Genomic DNA, 15,680 nt, shown 5'->3' with positions numbered 1-15,680 from the left:
TTAGTCCTCACTAATCGTAATCTCGCAATTATCGAATTCCTCTGACGCGGAGTAGTGGATACTGTAAGTATTGGAAACTCGGTTTGTCCCCACTCGTGTTTCTATAATGACTTCGAAGCTCCCGGTTTGTTCTTCGCTCTCACACGAAGTCCCCTCACCTCGAACGAACGCAAACGGTGAACGGTAACTGTACAGTGTGAGCTGCTCTCCCGGTTCTATGACTACCTCGTCAACCTCTGTATCTTCTTCTGGATCGTATATGCCACTGACATCATCGTTTTCATCATAGTTCGTCCCTTCCTCATCCGAGGGATATGGAACATCTCCAATAAAGAGGAGCTGCGTGATCGCATCCGGGCCATTCCCTTGGTTTTCAACAGATACGAAGGCCTCTTTTGAGATTTTATCACTCGAGCTATTCCACATCTTTTCAGGCTGATTCTTCCCGATCCCCATCTCCACGATGCTAAGATTCGGCTGAACGGACAGAGCGGACTCTTGCACAGTTTCTTCGCCCTCTAGTGCGAGAACGCGATACTCGCCTGGAGCGTATGACGTTCCAATCTCAAACGAAACCTGCTGTGCTCCTGTCGCTACGTCACGTTGACCGAACAATTCTCCATTCGGCTGGATGAGATTGACTTGGCTGACATCGGTGTCTTCCGAGAGTTCCACCACGACCGTTGTCCCATCAACAGCAACGCGCTGAAGTGGACCTTGGTCATTTTGAGATGGAGACCCATTACTGGGTGTTCCGGAGCTCTCATTTGTATTCATACACCCAGCAAGGGTTGTGAGTGCGGCGCCGGCGACTGTTCGGAGGGCGGTTCGCCTACTGATGGGTGGGGTATCTCGTGTCATGAATTGCGTTGGAAGATGTCTGCTGGACCGAGCATCCGCAGGAGGCGCTTGCCAGCGTAGAACATCACGAAGAACGGCAGGAGCTGCCAGCCGACCTCGAACACCAGCGCAAACCAGCCGTCGATCGTTCCTAGAGGGTGCCAGCGGGCCGTCGCGGTATCACTCACGTACGCCGGGTCGTGACCGAGCCACGAGCCAGAGTGGTACCGAGCCGTGTAGATGCCCGGTTCGTCGATGGTCACGATCGCCACCCCCGAGGCGTTGGTCTCGACGCGCTGATCTGCGACCGTGATGTACCCGTTCCGGGTGGTGCCGCCGATTGGATACTGACGGCGATCGTCAAGCGCAATCGGCGCACCAGTTTGATTGTCCCGCAGTTCGACCCTGAGCGTCGCTTGCGACTGATTCTGCTGGATAACCTTAACAGTAAGATTGCTGCGGTGGAGTTGTCGCTCGGAGCCGGCATCCGACTCGACGATTGACGCATTCACGCCCCGGACGATTCCCGCAACATGGAGCGCCTCTCGATCGACGTTCTCAGCTCGAACGGCGACGCCGTACGTCGTCGTGTACGATTGGTTGACGATGTCGATATTGATGTTCTCACCGATGGTGCCGACCGGAGACGGGCGGTCAGTCCCCCAGGTCTCGATGAGTTCCGGCCCGTCTCGAACCGGCTCGGCACGCGGCCCGATCCGCGAGGGATAGGCGTGGACGTACACCGGAATCGCGTCCGACTCGACGGTGGCGCTATCCGTGCGATTCGACCGGACGAGCGTGTCCCAGTTGGTGTTCCGAGCGGTGTAGAACCGCCAGATGCCACGGACCCGTGCCTCACCGTCCTCCGTGAGCGTGTACCCCTGCCACGGCCGCGACTGGAAGATGGCCACGCCGGCGTCGCCGTTCGGATACTCGGCGTAGTAGGGGTACGCCGAGAGGTCGTAGATCTCGACGGCGATCGAATCGGAGACGTTGTGTGATTCCGTCCGATAGGTGACGTCGACGTCCGTCCGGTCACCCAGGTCGGTCCTGACGGTTTTCTTCAGCCGGACGCTAATCTCCGCTTCCAGCGTGAGATTCGCACTCCAGTCGTCCTCGATCTGGTAGTCGAGGACAGGCGTATGGGCTCCGTCACGCTCGGCGATGGTCTCGCCGTCCTTCTTCAACCGGACTTCTTCGATCTCGTGCTCCGTGAGCGACCATGAGATAGTTGTGTTGCCGGAGGAACTCCCGTTGGGGACGCGAACGCGGTAATCAACGAACCCGCGCATCGTCCCATTCGGTGCGATATAGAGTGGGGTTTCACCGGACTCGAGGTGTCCACGAGTGGAGGGCTGGACCGCGAAGATCGTTGCGTGAGCATCTTCGATGAAGACGCCGTCCTCAAGGTCCGCGTGCGGCGGATGCACGGACGTATCTGGGCCGCCGGCGTCGAGGTCCTCAAAGTCGTTCCGCGTCCACGTCGCCGCAGTCGCCGGCGGTCGTTTGAACGTAACGTCCGTCCCGTTGGCGACCTGATGGACGGCGGAGCGGTTCTCGCCGTAGCGCTGGCGGTACTCTTCTTGGCTGATGTAGTTGTCCGCATCACGTGACCACAGCGTTGCCGACTCGTTTTCCGTGAGCCCATTCCCCTCCGTACCTGGTCGTGGCGGGTCAGCGGCGACGATACCCGTGACTAGGCTCGTCGCGAGCAAGCCGGCCATGAGCACGGAGAGCTCTCGGTGGTTCATAGGGCTCGCAACGGTGCTGTGGAGTGCTTACCAGGGGACGAGGTCGACGCACTGCGCCAGCGGGAGGCCCATCATTGACCCGGCGACGGTGTAGAGCGGGCCGAGGACGACGAGGACGACCGCGGACTTCATCGCCGAACGCTTGTGGCGCTTGAGCCCCTTCTTCTGCTCGGGATTGAGGGTGAACATCTCGATAAGGGAGTCAGCCTGCCAAACGATTGCGAGGCCGACGATCCCCAGCGCGGTGGTCAGCTGGAAGAACCCCTCAATCATACTCGGGAGGTTGTCTGCGCTACAGACCGCGTTACTCTGGGCTGCAACCGGTTGAACGGCAAACAGGCTCAGGAGGACGATGGTGAGCGCTGCCTGCCGAGGGATTTTCCCAGTCAGCGGTGACTCGGTGTCAGTGCTACGCTCAGGGTCGGAGGGAGTCTGGTCCTGTGACATAGCGGGTCAATCATCGGTGGCGTCTCCAGCCGTTGGCTGGTTCTGCTGCTCTTCGACGAGCGACTGGAGGTCGTCGAATCGGTTGGTGTCCTCTGCGATCTCTTCGAGGGTGTAGCCCTGCTCGCGGGCCCGTTCGAGGAGGTCGCGGAGCTCATCGGGGTCAACACCGCGGACTTCCATTTCCTCGCGGAGGGCGCGGCGATAGAGGGCGGAGGCGTTGATGTGGTCGTTCCACATCAGGTACAGGTCATCGATGTCCTCGATGGTGACTGACCTCGTAATCATACATGCGGGTATGGGTATGCACCGGCTGAGTCCCGGTACATATTGGCACGGTAGCTGGATGAGGAATAAATGCTTTCTGGCTGCCAAGTGGTGCAAATTTATCCGATAAATTATAACCAAATCACTTGTTGACCTAGTAGAAAAAGTCTTAACCAACATCCACTGAGAAAGTTGGGCATCTGTTGGTTAAGAATGAGAATCAGCTCGCTTACTCGAGCTCTACAACCTCGCCGTTTCCGTCGTCGAGGAGCCCCTTCTCGCCTACGCCCGCGGAGAACTGACTCACGATGAACATGAACAACGTCGAGAGACGCACGAATGAGACACCTGAATTCAGACCACGGACGGCCATAACTGGAGAAATAGGTATTCGGCATGCTTAGCAGTATAAAAAAGCAGTCCACCGACTTTTCGAAGAGAATCTCGCTCGTGAACTTGATTAAGAAGCACAGATGAGTAGTAATACGCACGCAGATGGGCCACGTCTACTACCACCACCCCGGCGACAAGCAGTTCTCCCTTGACTTCGTCCATCCAGCTCCTGCCAAAATCGTCTCGAAGATCGTCGACTACGGCGACGACGTCGCTGTGAAGGTCCAGAAATACGATATCGACGAACCGTTCTACGTCATCTACACATCCCGCGTCGGCGGTGGGCCTGTTCAAGAGATTGATTTTAACCTGAACGAGTCGCTCTCAGAGATGAGTGCCGACAACAGTACCATCATCGTTCGTCTTCTCGAGATTTACCGCGCACTTATCGCTCAGAACGAAGAAGAAGAGGGAACTCCCGTTGAGGCGTACAAGAATATCGACGTCGATGCACTGCCGGACGTTCTCGACCGGACGTCGTGGGAAGGATCAGCAACAGACGTAGCGGGCCGACTCGCCTCGAACCTGATCCTCAAGCACGCGCTTCCAAATGCCAACCATCGAACCGCTGTTGCGCTGATTCAGTTCTACCTCCGGCGACTGAATCCGGATTTCGCTATGCCGGAAACCTCTGTAGAGACCGATCCAGAATCCTACGACTGGCGAGAGTGGGTGAACGAGTACATCAACGAATCGAAGCGACTGTTGACCGTTCGACGGAAGAACGTCCTCTTCAAGCACCTGTATAGCTTCGGTGCGCGGACGCTTGAGCGAAAACACGCAGTCGAGATCGATCTGACTGAATACGAGTTGGATATGTACCCAAGTGAGGCGAAAATCGCCTACGCGGAGAAGCACGAAGATCTCTGGGTAACGTTTGTTGAGGAGGCTGTCGAACGTGCCGGCTATCCGGAGCTAAAAGAGACGTCTGGCCTCTCGAAAGCAGAATTCGCCGAAAAAATCCGAGACCTCAACTAAGCGGTTCTACTAGTCTTGAAGCGTGGCGACTGTTCGGCCCGTTTCCTCGGCCTCTTCGCTGCGCGACATATTGTACGTCGCGAGCGCTTCGTCAACCGCTTGGTCAAGGCTCATTGGTTAACCTAATCTAGGTTCTCCTCCCGTATAAACGCTTGCGTCAATCGATCTGTTCGAGTGCTTCAGTTGCGACATCACCCAATTCACCGGCTTCAATATGCGAATACCGTTCACGAACCATCTCCTCCGAGTTATCGAGATAGCGAGCCGCAACAGTGTACCCGAACGCGCGGACTAGCACCTCGCCCATTCCACGTCGACCACCGTGGGGCGCGAGATAGTCGTGTTTCGGATGGTCGATGTCGATCTCTGCAGCCTCTGAGAGCCGTTGGAGAATCGACCGTGCGCCGTCCGTCGTGATCGATGGAGGCCGAATGTCCTCATCGAGCGCCAGCAGCAGGTCGCGAGCGTACTCCGCACGGCGTTCAGTGATTGCTTCTGGGCGTTCCCCTCGATCGGCGAGGTCATCCTGGACGAGCTCTGCGAGCGTCCGTTGGTCGAACGTCGGAAACACCGGCCACTGCTCCGTCGGCGGGTCCATCAGCTGGCGATAGCTTCGCAGCGGAGAAATCACTGGATCGGGGAGACTCGCGGCGTCCCACTGCTGTTTCTTCCGGTAGACGTCCATACTGCCGTCGTCAAGGGAGAGGTCCTCCCAGCGGACGCCGCGCCGGCGCGGGTCGTTCGGATCGCGGAGGAGTTCTCCAACGCGGACAGCTGTGTACGCCAAGACGAACACCAGCGCCCGGTCACGAGCCGCCTTCAGCGCCGCGTAGCGTGCTCGCTGCTTGTCGAGGGGGTCAGTACCCTCCGGGAGTGTCGTGTACGTCTCGACGGCGTCGCGGGCCCGTTCGTCGACGTGGCGGGTGAGGGCGTGGCGCTGTTCGGACGTCCAGGCCTGCTGGTCGCCGGGCTTGCGGCCGTCGTCCTCCGGTAACGGCGCCATCGCACTCGCCCGCTGCGCGTAATGCGCCTCGAGATACCCTTCGTTGACACACCACCCACACCAGGCAGAGATATAGCGGTAATAGGTTTGTACCGTGTTCTGCTTGAGTCCCCGATCTCCACCGAGATGTCGGGCGTACTCCCGGAACACGCGTTCGTCGAGATCGTCGAAGGTCGGTTTGCGGTCGACGTCGTCGGAGACGATCCCGGTCCAGTCGTCGGCGCCGCGGTCGCCGGCGGCCCACTCGGCGAACCGTTCAAGCTCGCGTGCAGCGTTACGTCGATAGTTCCCACCGTCGCCGCCGCGGCCTTTCCCCTTGTCCTGGAGGTAGCGCTCGAAGGAACTCGCGAGTGACTGATTAGTGCGTTCTCGAGGTGTCATCGTTCCTCGTTCGCGTACTGGTAAGTCGGACGGACGTCCTCGAAGAGCGTTTCGACGATTTCCCAGAGGATCAGGGAAGGAGTCTCGTATTCAAATGTGATCCCCCAGCGGTCCTCCGTATTGGCGGCAGAGTACTGGAAATGCGCCCGTCCGAGATCGGGATGGTCCTCGTCCTGGTGCCAGCCGGCGTGAAAGCCCGTGTTCGGATCGGTGTAGTTGATACGGAACCAGTCGTGAGGGTCCTGTCGATACCACTTGACGGTCAGTTCCGGCGAATCAGGGCCCGTTGGGGGATTAAGGCGGGCTGGATCAAAAACCGCCCGCAGCTGCTTGGCCTCGATATCGTCAGGAACGTACTCGACGGCCGTGATCTGGGGGACACGGTCGAGGACGTCCCGCTTCAATTGGGCGTAGAGGTTCGCGTTCGGGTCACCACCTGGATGCGGGACCGACATCCGTTAGCTGCTGGCCTCGGCAGACTCTGTCGTCGGAGCGAGGAAGTCCCATTCGCGGATGGCAAAGCCAACGATCTGGATACGACGCTGAAGGTGCTCCCACTCGCGGGCAATCTCACGGCGACGGTCTTCCTCGTCACCGTCAAGGGACTCGTCAGCGAGCGTTCCGCGAAGCTGATTCGGTGACTCGACGCCGAATTCGCCCTCCCAGTCGCGAATCTGCGTCTTCATATCGGCGAGACGGTCCGTAAGCTCCTCGACAGTGTGCCCGCTGTCTCGAAGCCGCATCGCCTCCTGCATCGCTTGGCGGCGATAATCTGGGTAATACGTGGTGTGAGTACCGCTTTCGTCACGGTGGAGGATGCCATCGTCGACGAGCCGATCGAGGACGCGTTTGGTCGGCTCGTGTGACCAGCCCGCTTCCGAGGCGATCCAGTTGGCCGTCTGAGGCTCCGAAAGCTGCCGGGCGGTCATCCTCACGCGGTCTTCGCCCGTGGTTTGGCGTTCCATTAGGCCCTCGGAGTTCGGTTCGTCTTCGGACATACAACACCGTTCGCGCTTTGTCTTAATATAGGTTGAGGTCATTAGTTCTATATCGAGTGCGTTTCTTCGCCATCGCCTCGACCCCGGCTGAGGAGAGTCAGAGCAAACTCGGAGCCCGGTCTTGTCGGCTCTACCCGGGGGAAGCGCCGTTGTGAGGGGGTTGCAGCATTCGTGCTTCACCGACGGCGTCGGGGTACTTCAAACTGGTCGTGATTATTGGCATAATCAGGACCACTTGTTGTTTTCGAGCCATCGGGAGAATTCGAGGAACTGAAGTCTCTTAGCGCCGGAATTCCGCACTACAGGAAATCGTATACCGTATATCGCTATACAAAATCTTGGTCCTTGGAAGTTGAGACTACGCCGGGTATAGCGGATCTGTGATGCGTGAATTTGTCCGATACGGTCAGCGCAAACTACCTCAGATATCTTTCCAAGCGGCCATTCTTATCATACTTCCAACCGTATGGGCGAATTTTCGAGACTTCCAGCAGTGTAGCCACTCAGATAGTGCGCTAACCCGAACAGAGCACCTTACTACCCGACTCCTGTCTTCTTCTTTAGCAGCGTCAGCGTATTGTCGGCTGTCACGATTGGCGAATGCTCGTATTCACCAGTCAATTCGATCTGTACAAGCAGGTCCACCGCCCGCCAGATCGAGTACAGCAGACAGGCGAACGCAAAGTAGAAGAAACGGAGTCCGAAGTCTTTGGACGTCGTTGCGGCCATGAATCGCTTGATCGATTTGTAGCCGCTCTCGATTTCCCATCGATATCCGTACTCGGTAAGGTGGCCACTGCCCCGATTTGCCATGAAAACGGAGTACTGCCGATGATCGTCGTGTTCGGAATTCTCCTTCCGACGGTAGATTAGCGTCGTCTCGTGCCACTCGTTTTTCCCGAGGTGGAGCTTCCGGTCAGTCTCATACCGATCTTGATCACGGCGGAGCAACCGCTTGGCCTGCGCTTTCTCACTCGTCTGCATCCGCTTTGGAACAACGTAGGAAAGCCCACGCTGGCTGATCATCTCTAGGACGTGCTGGCTATCGAACTCCCGGTCCATCAGCACGTTATCGACATGAACGAGGCTCTCCGCGGAGTCGAGTAGATCCTTGACGAGTTCTTTCCGACTCTCGCCCTTCCGAACTGGTCGCGCATCCAGTACCATTGGAACAGCGTTACCGACCAACTGAACTGTGGCCCACTGATAGGCGTACTCGTCGGTCTGCTCTTTCGTCCCAATGATTTCGTCCTCGTGGCCCGTTCTATCGCCCGTGAAGGGATCGGCTTCGGTGATGTCGATCGCGACGATTCCTGCGCGGAAGAACGTCTCCGTCTCTGCGAGCTCGTCAATGAGTTGCCGGAGAGCCTGTTGATACATCTCGCGAACCTTCGGTACCGAGAGCTCGCGTAGGTGATCACGATGAACATGTCCGAGTGGTGTTCGCTCCCGCGTTGACTCGTGTATGAAGCTGCGAGCGCCTTCGTTGGCGGCCAAGTTCTCCCGGAGCCCGAGATAGGTCTGTAAGCTCCAGTAGGCGTTTTCGTGAATCTCACAGCCCTCACCACGATTCAGCGAGAACGCGGGAAAGACGACTCGACTGACGTGCTCGGTAATCGTCTCAGCTTTGTCGAGAATAGCCCGACTGTCTGGGTCGGATTTATCTCCGTCGTCGCCTCGAGATGGGAGGATTTGCACTGGTTCCCGCGGGACGGCGACATCCGCATTCTGCGCTTTGATGAGGATCGTTCGAGCCGCTTTCTGGACCGTCTCGCGGAGATCTCGCGTGAAGCGCTCGTTCCAAGTGCGCCATAGTGTCGATTGATCGGGGACCGTCCCCAACTCTAGGCGTTCGCAGAGTTCGGGGTGGCTACCGAGATATTCGAGGAGAGATGTTTCGTGCTTCCATCCGTAGAGTTCTTTCAGCAAGAACACGCGAAAGAGAGAATTCATCTCGTAGCGTGTCGACCTTCTGTAGCGGTCATGGACCTCGAAGCGGAAGTAGGCTAGAGGAATCGAGCAGACGAACTGTTCGAGTGAGTCATGATCAGGGTGCGTAAACCAGACACTCGAGACGACTTGAACGTCCGATTCCAACCCAGCGAGCGAGGTTCGATCGTACAGCGGCGTCGAATCATATGCGGGCCACTCGACGTGCTGTTTGTGTGCGATTCGTCGAAAGACACTGCATCGAGACTCGCGAGTCGCGACCACTACGGATGGATATCCCGGACATACTCAAGAGTCCGTCTAACTTACCTGCATAGCGGTTTCGGTAGCTCTGTTGGATTCCTCAGTCGCGAACAGGTCTGGTGTAGCTAATCGTTAGATGTAGTGTGAGCAGTCACCAACTTATCCCAACGTTGTATGGATTGATGCTCGCCGCTAATGTATCGCGATGATTAGACCCCATACTTTATCTGCCCGAAAGAATAACTATTGATAATGGTAGAAACTGATCCTGACCCCGCCGAGTCTACTTTGTATGTGTGTCAAGAGTGTGGAGCTGGTGTCGAAAACCCGGAACATGAAGATGAGTGTCCCGACTGTGGTGGACCATTGCGAAACACAACTGTCGCTCACGACTAATCCCAGTTGACGGCTTAGCTGATGATGCGATAGCCGTTAGGTTGCAGCAGCATCCGTGTTCGGTTAAAGAGCGAATCCGACAGACGCCGACGTCTTGATGAGCTTATCTCAAAAACCGCGTAGAGAGAGAGGTTGTGCTACCTGGATTCTCTCCAACGCTCATACGACGCCGGTTGGTTTCCCTCTTTCCTGCAGAACCGAACATGAATGGGCGTAACACGTAACCACTTGAATCTCAAAGTACTGCCAGATAAAACTCTCGACACTTATCTTTGTGGTCGGTGCGATCCTATTCTTGCTCCCAGTTCCTGGAACGTTTATTGCTGGAATAGTGGTGTTCCCTGTGGGAGTGCTTGCCCGGTGGCGTGGATCGTAGCTCGATTCGTTATCCTCAGTGATTCTCTTCGGAAGTAGCGACGGAGAATAACTGCGTGAACACGGCGAGTACCTATCCAGCACCCTTTCGGAACATTTTATTGGCACACATAGAGGATGCCGAATCCAAGGAGACAGAGTCCAATCCAAATTTCCAGAATTGACCGACAACGAGGCTCAAGCGTACGCAATTGCGGTTGCGAAGATCGGCGGTTACCTTGACTGAAGTTCCGATCCACCGCCCGGCTGGAAGACGATGTGGAAAGGCCTCAAGAAACTTCAGACCTGGGCAGAGGGATACGAACTGAACTCCTGAGACTTATGGGTAAGAGACAGGACTCAAGCCGTGGGCTTTCGCCTTGCATTACTGTAAGATCCTCCGAACAGCTGTTTTCTCCGGTGATTGTCTATTTGCGCGGGCGAGACGGTGGCGCGTGTCAAGGGGCGTTTCCAGGTCGTGGCCCTCGGGAACCAGTACGGTCTCCTGTTGTATACTAGGAGGTTCGACGCCCGACGGGTTATCTGTATCAGGACGTGGACGCGTGTCGGACCGATGGCGGACCGCGACCGAGTCCTGCTCGTCGACCTGACCTGACCCGAGTTCGGCAGCCAGCTTTTCAATTGTGAGCGGAGTACGGCCGGTATGAGTGACAGTGATGGAAGTCGTCCGAGCGACACGATGCGGGAGCGCGTGCCGGAGAGCAGTCGGAAGTTCTGGCTACTGTTGAATGCGAACCGGTGGCTAGTCGCCGCCGGCATCGCGGGCGGCGTGTTCCTCGCGCTCGCCATCATCGGGCACCTCCACCCGACCAGGCCGCTGGCGCTGTTCAGCCAGGCGGACCCTATCGAGACGCTGTTCCAGGGACTGCTCACGTCCATCATCACGGGCGTCACGCTCGTGCTCACACTCAGCCAACTCGTACTCTCCCAGGAACAGGGGCCGGTCGGGGACCAGCGCGAACGCATGGAGGGCGCGATGGCGTTCCGGAAGGACGTCGAGGACGTCATCGAGGAGCCTGTGAGTCCCGCCCAACCCTCGGCGTTCCTCCGGTCGCTCGTGAAACTCACGAAGCGGCACACGGACGCCCTCCAGGACGCCATCGCAGACATCAATGACGACAACCTGAACGACCAGGTGGCTGCGTTCACAGAGAACGTGAAGCGGAACGCGGACGCCGTCCAGAGCAATCTCGAAGGCTCCCAGTTCGGCGAGTTCGACGTGGTGTTCTCCGCGCTGAACTTCAACTACTCGTGGAAGTTGTACGCGGCGCGCCGCATCCGCGCAGAGAACGAGGACGTGCTCACCGAGGAAGCGCACCACGCGTTCGACGAACTCATCAACGCGCTCGAACTGTTCGGGCCGGCGCGCGAGCACTTCAAGACGCTGTACTTCCAGTGGGCGCTCATCGACCTCTCCCGGACGATGCTGTACGCGTCCATCCCGGCGCTCCTCACGGCGGTCGCGGGCGTCGTCTACCTCGAACCGGCGCTGTTCCCAGGGACCGTATTCGGCGTGCGCACGCTCGTCGTGGTGGTGAGCGCGGGCGTGGCCATTTCCCTGCTGCCGTTCGCGTTCCTATTGTCCTACATTCTTCGTATCGTCACCGTGACGAAGCGCACACTCTCCATCGGGCCGTTCATTCTCCGGGAGACCGACCGGTCCCGTGACCTCGACTGGGGAGAAACCAAAGCGAAGAGCGGGGAGAGTGCGGACGTCGGCACCCAGACCGAGTAGCGCGGTCCGAGACTTACATGGGAGTGTCGCGTACAGCACCACGTGTACGACGCGGTGCTCGTCCCCATAATCGGCATCATTCGTCCTTGCTACCCCTACGTCACGCTCCTCGTTCAACGTGCACATCTGAGTTGAAATCCGTGCCCGAACCGATGAGAGAGCTGTCACCGATCGGTCCCTCGGAACTCGCTCGGCTCCGTCAGGTGAGCCCCCAGAAAAACGCGATCCCAAGGACTGTGACGATCGAAAGGAGGAGTTGGAGCGGGGCACCGATGCGGGCGTAATCAGTGAACTTGTAGCCACCGGGTCCGTAGACGAACAGGTTCGTCTGATAGCCCACCGGCGTGATGAACGCGGTGGACGCGGCGAAGGCGACCGCGAGGATGAACGCGAAGGGATTCCCGCCGACTTCCTGTGCGGTCGTGACAGCGACGGGGATCATGAGGACGACGCTGGCGTTGTTCGAGATGACGCTCGTGATGAGGCCGGTGGCGATGTAGAACACCCAGAGAACACCCATGACGGGCAGGAACGTCCCGGTGAGGGCGATGATCGACCCGATGTACGTCGCTGCACCTGACTGTTCAAGCGCGATGCCGAGCGGGATAACTCCCGCAAGAAGGAGGATAACGCTCCAGTCGACACCGTCGTATATCTCCCCGGGTTTGATAACGCCGGTGACGACCATGGTAACGACGCCGGCGAGCGCGGTCTGTACGATGGTCAGATCGATCGCCGCGAACGCACCGACACCAGTGATGGAAGCGACTGTGCCCCAAGGGATACCGACAAGGCCGACGACGGCGACGATGATACCGATAGCCCACGGGATCTTCTCGGTGCGGTAGTCCGCCGTCTCCGATTCGTGAGCAACGATGAAGTCCGGATTCGATGAGAGACGGTCGATGCTGTCCGACGGGGCCTGGACGAGAAGCGTGTCGCCGACGCGGAGTTCGACGTTATCGAGCCGACTCCGTATCGTCTCCCCGCCGGAGCGGAACGCGAGGACGCTCGCGTCGTATCGTTCACGGAACGAGGAGGTCGTGAGCGTCTCGCCGAGGAGAGAAGAGCCGGACTGGATGACAATCTCGACGAGTGCCTGTGCGTCCCCCTCGGGTTCGAGTTCCGAGTCGGTGGGTGGGGTGCCGACGAGGTCGAGTCCCTTGAGTTCGCGGAGGGACCCGAGCGTCTCGCGGTCAGTTCGGATCGTGAGGACGTCGCCGGTACGAATGCGCTTGCTTCCGATTCCTTCGAAGTACGTCTCCCCGTCACGAAGGATCTGCATGATGTCCGCGTCGAATTGGGATTCGTCGATCGCGTCTCCGACCGCTTTTCCGACGATGGTGGCGTCCTCGCGGACGACGACTTCCGTCACGTAGTTCTGGAGTTCGTATTCTTCGATGTAGTCTCCCCGGGCGGGGACGCGTTCGGGGAGAAGTCGATGGCCGACCGTCATGAGGTAGACGGACCCGGTGACGAGCACGATGACGCCGAGGGCGGTGAAGGTGAACATCGAGAACGACCGACCGATGAGCCGTTCGGAGACGCTGGATGCGAGAAGATTCGTGGACGTTCCGATGAGCGTGAGCATCCCGCCGAACATAGAGGCGAACGATAGCGGGATCAGCAGCTTGGAGGGGGAGGTATTCCCCTTGTGGGCGAGATCGGAGATGACGGGGACGAGGATCGCGACGACCGGTGTGTTGTTGATGAACCCCGAGACCGGGCCGGCGACAGCGATCGTTGCACCGAGTTGCTTGCGCTGGCTGTTACCGGCGAACGCCGCCATCTTCCGGCCGATGATCTGGACGAGACCGGTCTTACTGATGCCGGTGCTGAGGATGAGCATCGCGAGGACGGCGATGGTCGCCGTGCTGGAGAAGCCGGAGATCCCCTCCGTGACGGAAATGTTCGTCCACGGCGAGAGGAGGGTGAGCACGACGATGATGAATATCGCCGTGATGTCGATCGGGAGGAGTTCCGTGACGAAGAGGAACAGCGCCAGGAGGACGATCCCGAACACGACGAGCATGTCCGTCGTGACCGGCGGGACCGTCCCGGCCTGCGCTTGAAGCAAGGTGAGACTCATAGTTCGGGTTTCAGAGATCCACTCATACGGTAGCTATCGAGGTCATATGTATAGGCTATACATTCTTACTGATATGATTAGTGGATAGCCGGCCGTCCATTCGCCACTCTCCCGTGAACCGACTCTGGCCGTCATACACGACCGCAACCATGCCACGGTCTTCGCTCTCAGTGAGGCCAATAGCTCATAACCGATACAGCTCTGAATAGTTTCACTAAATTCAGTCATATTCTCAAGCAGAGAGGTAACTACAGACGAAGTTTATCTCAGCACAGGCGGTCAATTTGCGAGATGAATATGTTGGATCGTTTGCTATCGGCCAATGAGTCCCAATACCCGTCTGCGAACGTCATCGGCTGAATCATATGTTTGGTCCTCAGTTGAAGCGAGTACGTCCGCTAGGGATTGCTTGCCCCCCTGAGTCTCGAGTTCATACTCGCCATAGGCCTCAACCAACTCATTTGTCGTGGCTGGATAGTCGTGCGATTTGAGCGCTTCATCAAGATCACCAAGCCGCTCGCTTGGATCATTGCCCATCGGTTCCTTCTCATCACCGCGGGTCCGGGCCTCCTCTACCTCCCGCTCGCGCTGGCGCTCCTCTTCACGATCCGCTTGCTCATCTCGTCCCTGTTTATCATCTGCCATATACCACGGTTGGGTATCCAGGCGGATAACAGTGGGGCAGGTTATCGGGAGGACTATTTTGAACACACCGTGCGATCACCCAACCCGACCAGATCCATCAAAAAACATCTACAAGATGAGCGCCCTGTAGCTCGCACGGCGTCAGAGATCTTCTCCGAATCGGCTACATAATGACGGAGATAACAACTTGCATCTTCAGGGATGAAGCTCCACTAGTTGTCACCGGTATTCCGAGATTGTTCGATACGGAACATAGTATCCGATGTCATCGATCCACGTCGACAGCCACTCGTCAGCGGTTGGCTCATCGATCTTTCCAGCATCAATCGCAGCCAACAGGACGCCAACCGACCCGACAACGGTCACCCCCTGTTCTTTCGCAAACGATCGGGCATCCCCGTCGTCGGTTAGCAGTCGGCCGTCGTGTGCGTCCGTCAAAGCGAACGCCTGTGCTTCACCGGGATCGAGATGGCTACTGACGACTGCCTCTCTGTTTGCGACAGTGTCCGAAATCGTCGCGACTGGAATCTCATCGCCGAGGGTATCGAGTGCTGACTGAAGATACGGATGATCATCAACACCGTTTTGAGTTCCTCACGAACGACTGGAACCGCGCAGATTCCAGAGAGTCCTGCAACCACCCACAGCTGGTCGATATATGCAAAGTTCGAGAGGACAGTCGTGTTCAGGACGCTCGGGTTCGTTGGAATCTCTTAACCTGTCATTTCGCACGCGACTCCGCGTCGTCCGAGTCCTCATCACCGAATTCGAGTTCGCTCGCTGCTTCTCCCTCGTAGGCTGCGTCGTCTTCGTCAACGAGTCCGAGGCGGAGTTCAACACCGTGCTCACGGAGGATATCCCGCATCGTCCATCGATCGACATCAGCGAGTCTCGCAGCATCACCGAGTGTGATTCGTTCGCGTTCGTAGAGCGCAACCGCGGCCGCAATACGCTCGTTCTCGTGGTCTTCGAAGTATTCACGAACGAACTCTCGCAATGCATCGCTCTTGCCACCAAACACGCCAGCCTCGACAGCTCCCTCAATGAGGAGGTCGAGATCGTCTGGATAGGAACCGGTGATGCGGGCCATCGTTCTATCTCAGGCTACGTCTTCATACTATTTATGAACTGCGCCAGAATGCCATATGCATTGAGACGACCAGTCTCAACTTCTCTTGGTCCTCGTTCTGCG

Annotated in this window: 14 protein-coding genes and 2 pseudogenes; 4 read left to right on the top strand and 12 right to left on the bottom strand. The window is 57.8% G+C overall.

From position 1 onward, the window contains the following. The 4 genes from B4589_RS17150 to B4589_RS17135 are packed head-to-tail and all read right to left on the bottom strand — an operon-like array spanning position 1 to position 3,323. The gene (locus B4589_RS17150) at positions 1–861 is read right to left on the bottom strand and encodes a hypothetical protein (protein ID WP_172863988.1); all 861 of its coding nucleotides are present in this window, start codon (positions 859–861) and stop codon (positions 1–3) included. Next, positions 858–2,591 carry a hypothetical protein gene (locus B4589_RS17145; RefSeq protein WP_176330574.1) on the bottom strand — a complete coding sequence of 578 codons (1,734 nt, stop codon included), beginning with the start codon at positions 2,589–2,591 and terminating at the stop codon, positions 858–860. Before B4589_RS17145 ends, B4589_RS17150 begins: the two co-directional genes overlap by 4 nt. Positions 2,592–2,618: 27 nt before the next feature. Further along, on the bottom strand, positions 2,619–3,038 hold the full coding sequence (locus tag B4589_RS17140; protein ID WP_074878673.1) for a hypothetical protein: 420 nt from the start codon (positions 3,036–3,038) through the stop codon (positions 2,619–2,621). Between the two features lie 6 nt (positions 3,039–3,044). Then, positions 3,045–3,323 carry a hypothetical protein gene (locus B4589_RS17135; protein ID WP_008364407.1) on the bottom strand — a complete coding sequence of 93 codons (279 nt, stop codon included), beginning with the start codon at positions 3,321–3,323 and terminating at the stop codon, positions 3,045–3,047. A gap of 474 nt (positions 3,324–3,797) precedes the next feature. On the opposite strand from B4589_RS17135, the gene B4589_RS17130 reads away from it, so the two are divergent. After that, positions 3,798–4,673: a hypothetical protein gene (locus B4589_RS17130; protein WP_079235334.1), complete on the top strand. Its 876-nt coding sequence runs from the start codon at positions 3,798–3,800 to the stop codon at positions 4,671–4,673. Between the two features lie 157 nt (positions 4,674–4,830). On the opposite strand, the gene B4589_RS17125 is transcribed toward B4589_RS17130, so the two are convergent. From B4589_RS17125 to B4589_RS17110, 4 genes are all read right to left on the bottom strand, one after another. Then, a complete protein-coding gene (locus B4589_RS17125) occupies positions 4,831–6,057 on the bottom strand; it encodes a phage integrase SAM-like domain-containing protein (protein ID WP_079235335.1) in 1,227 nt (408 codons plus the stop codon). After that, positions 6,054–6,512 carry a hypothetical protein gene (locus tag B4589_RS17120; protein ID WP_058984796.1) on the bottom strand — a complete coding sequence of 153 codons (459 nt, stop codon included), beginning with the start codon at positions 6,510–6,512 and terminating at the stop codon, positions 6,054–6,056. The genes B4589_RS17125 and B4589_RS17120 overlap by 4 nt, the downstream gene beginning before the upstream one ends. 3 nt (positions 6,513–6,515) lie before the next feature. Next, positions 6,516–7,097, bottom strand: a complete 582-nt coding sequence (locus B4589_RS17115) for a hypothetical protein (RefSeq protein WP_058984797.1) — start codon at positions 7,095–7,097, stop codon at positions 6,516–6,518. 495 nt (positions 7,098–7,592) lie between these two features. Further along, positions 7,593–9,269: a transposase gene (locus tag B4589_RS17110; RefSeq protein ID WP_079235336.1), complete on the bottom strand. Its 1,677-nt coding sequence runs from the start codon at positions 9,267–9,269 to the stop codon at positions 7,593–7,595. Between the two features lie 231 nt (positions 9,270–9,500). Here B4589_RS17110 and B4589_RS17105 point away from each other — a divergent pair, with 231 nt between their 5' ends. The 3 genes and pseudogenes from B4589_RS17105 to B4589_RS17100 all read left to right on the top strand — a co-directional run bounded on the left by B4589_RS17105 (position 9,501) and on the right by B4589_RS17100 (position 11,754). Beyond that, positions 9,501–9,644, top strand: a complete 144-nt coding sequence (locus tag B4589_RS17105; protein ID WP_143414393.1) for a rubrerythrin-like domain-containing protein — start codon at positions 9,501–9,503, stop codon at positions 9,642–9,644. Between the two features lie 514 nt (positions 9,645–10,158). Beyond that, positions 10,159–10,335, top strand: a pseudogene (locus B4589_RS18345) (IS4 family transposase); the annotation flags it as partial. Between the two features lie 327 nt (positions 10,336–10,662). Continuing rightward, positions 10,663–11,754 (top strand): hypothetical protein, encoded by a 1,092-nt coding sequence (locus B4589_RS17100; RefSeq protein ID WP_079235337.1) that lies wholly within the window; start codon positions 10,663–10,665, stop codon positions 11,752–11,754. A 199-nt stretch (positions 11,755–11,953) separates the two neighbouring features. On the opposite strand, the gene B4589_RS17095 is transcribed toward B4589_RS17100, so the two are convergent. The 4 genes and pseudogenes from B4589_RS17095 to B4589_RS17085 all read right to left on the bottom strand — a co-directional run bounded on the left by B4589_RS17095 (position 11,954) and on the right by B4589_RS17085 (position 15,578). After that, positions 11,954–13,843 (bottom strand): SLC13 family permease, encoded by a 1,890-nt coding sequence (locus B4589_RS17095; protein WP_079235338.1) that lies wholly within the window; start codon positions 13,841–13,843, stop codon positions 11,954–11,956. Between the two features lie 312 nt (positions 13,844–14,155). Beyond that, positions 14,156–14,488: a hypothetical protein gene (locus tag B4589_RS17090; protein WP_079235339.1), complete on the bottom strand. Its 333-nt coding sequence runs from the start codon at positions 14,486–14,488 to the stop codon at positions 14,156–14,158. 219 nt (positions 14,489–14,707) lie between these two features. Continuing rightward, positions 14,708–15,198 (bottom strand): annotated as a pseudogene (locus B4589_RS18340) (twitching motility protein PilT). Between the two features lie 11 nt (positions 15,199–15,209). After that, complete coding sequence (locus B4589_RS17085) at positions 15,210–15,578, bottom strand: UPF0175 family protein (protein WP_079235340.1); 369 nt, start codon at positions 15,576–15,578, stop codon at positions 15,210–15,212. Positions 15,579–15,680: the final 102 nt, after the last annotated feature.

It is taken from the genome of Halolamina sp. CBA1230, assembly GCF_002025255.2.
Lineage (GTDB): Archaea > Halobacteriota > Halobacteria > Halobacteriales > Haloferacaceae > Halolamina.
This window is presented reverse-complemented; position numbering and strand designations above follow the sequence as displayed.

Bases quoted from the DNA above. Each gene is read 5' to 3' on its own strand.
- B4589_RS17150 (WP_172863988.1), bottom strand. From the start codon at position 861: ATGACACGAGATACCCCACCCATCAGTAGGCGAACCGCCCTCCGAACA.
- B4589_RS17135 (WP_008364407.1), bottom strand. From the start codon at position 3,323: ATGATTACGAGGTCAGTCACCATCGAGGACATCGATGACCTGTACCTG.
- B4589_RS17140 (WP_074878673.1), bottom strand. From the start codon at position 3,038: ATGTCACAGGACCAGACTCCCTCCGACCCTGAGCGTAGCACTGACACC.
- B4589_RS17100 (WP_079235337.1), top strand. From the start codon at position 10,663: ATGAGTGACAGTGATGGAAGTCGTCCGAGCGACACGATGCGGGAGCGC.
- B4589_RS17125 (WP_079235335.1), bottom strand. From the start codon at position 6,057: ATGACACCTCGAGAACGCACTAATCAGTCACTCGCGAGTTCCTTCGAG.
- B4589_RS17130 (WP_079235334.1), top strand. From the start codon at position 3,798: ATGGGCCACGTCTACTACCACCACCCCGGCGACAAGCAGTTCTCCCTT.
- B4589_RS17145 (WP_176330574.1), bottom strand. From the start codon at position 2,591: ATGAACCACCGAGAGCTCTCCGTGCTCATGGCCGGCTTGCTCGCGACG.
- B4589_RS17085 (WP_079235340.1), bottom strand. From the start codon at position 15,578: ATGGCCCGCATCACCGGTTCCTATCCAGACGATCTCGACCTCCTCATT.
- B4589_RS17120 (WP_058984796.1), bottom strand. From the start codon at position 6,512: ATGTCGGTCCCGCATCCAGGTGGTGACCCGAACGCGAACCTCTACGCC.
- B4589_RS17090 (WP_079235339.1), bottom strand. From the start codon at position 14,488: ATGGCAGATGATAAACAGGGACGAGATGAGCAAGCGGATCGTGAAGAG.
- B4589_RS17095 (WP_079235338.1), bottom strand. From the start codon at position 13,843: ATGAGTCTCACCTTGCTTCAAGCGCAGGCCGGGACGGTCCCGCCGGTC.
- B4589_RS17115 (WP_058984797.1), bottom strand. From the start codon at position 7,097: ATGACCTCAACCTATATTAAGACAAAGCGCGAACGGTGTTGTATGTCC.
- B4589_RS17105 (WP_143414393.1), top strand. From the start codon at position 9,501: ATGGTAGAAACTGATCCTGACCCCGCCGAGTCTACTTTGTATGTGTGT.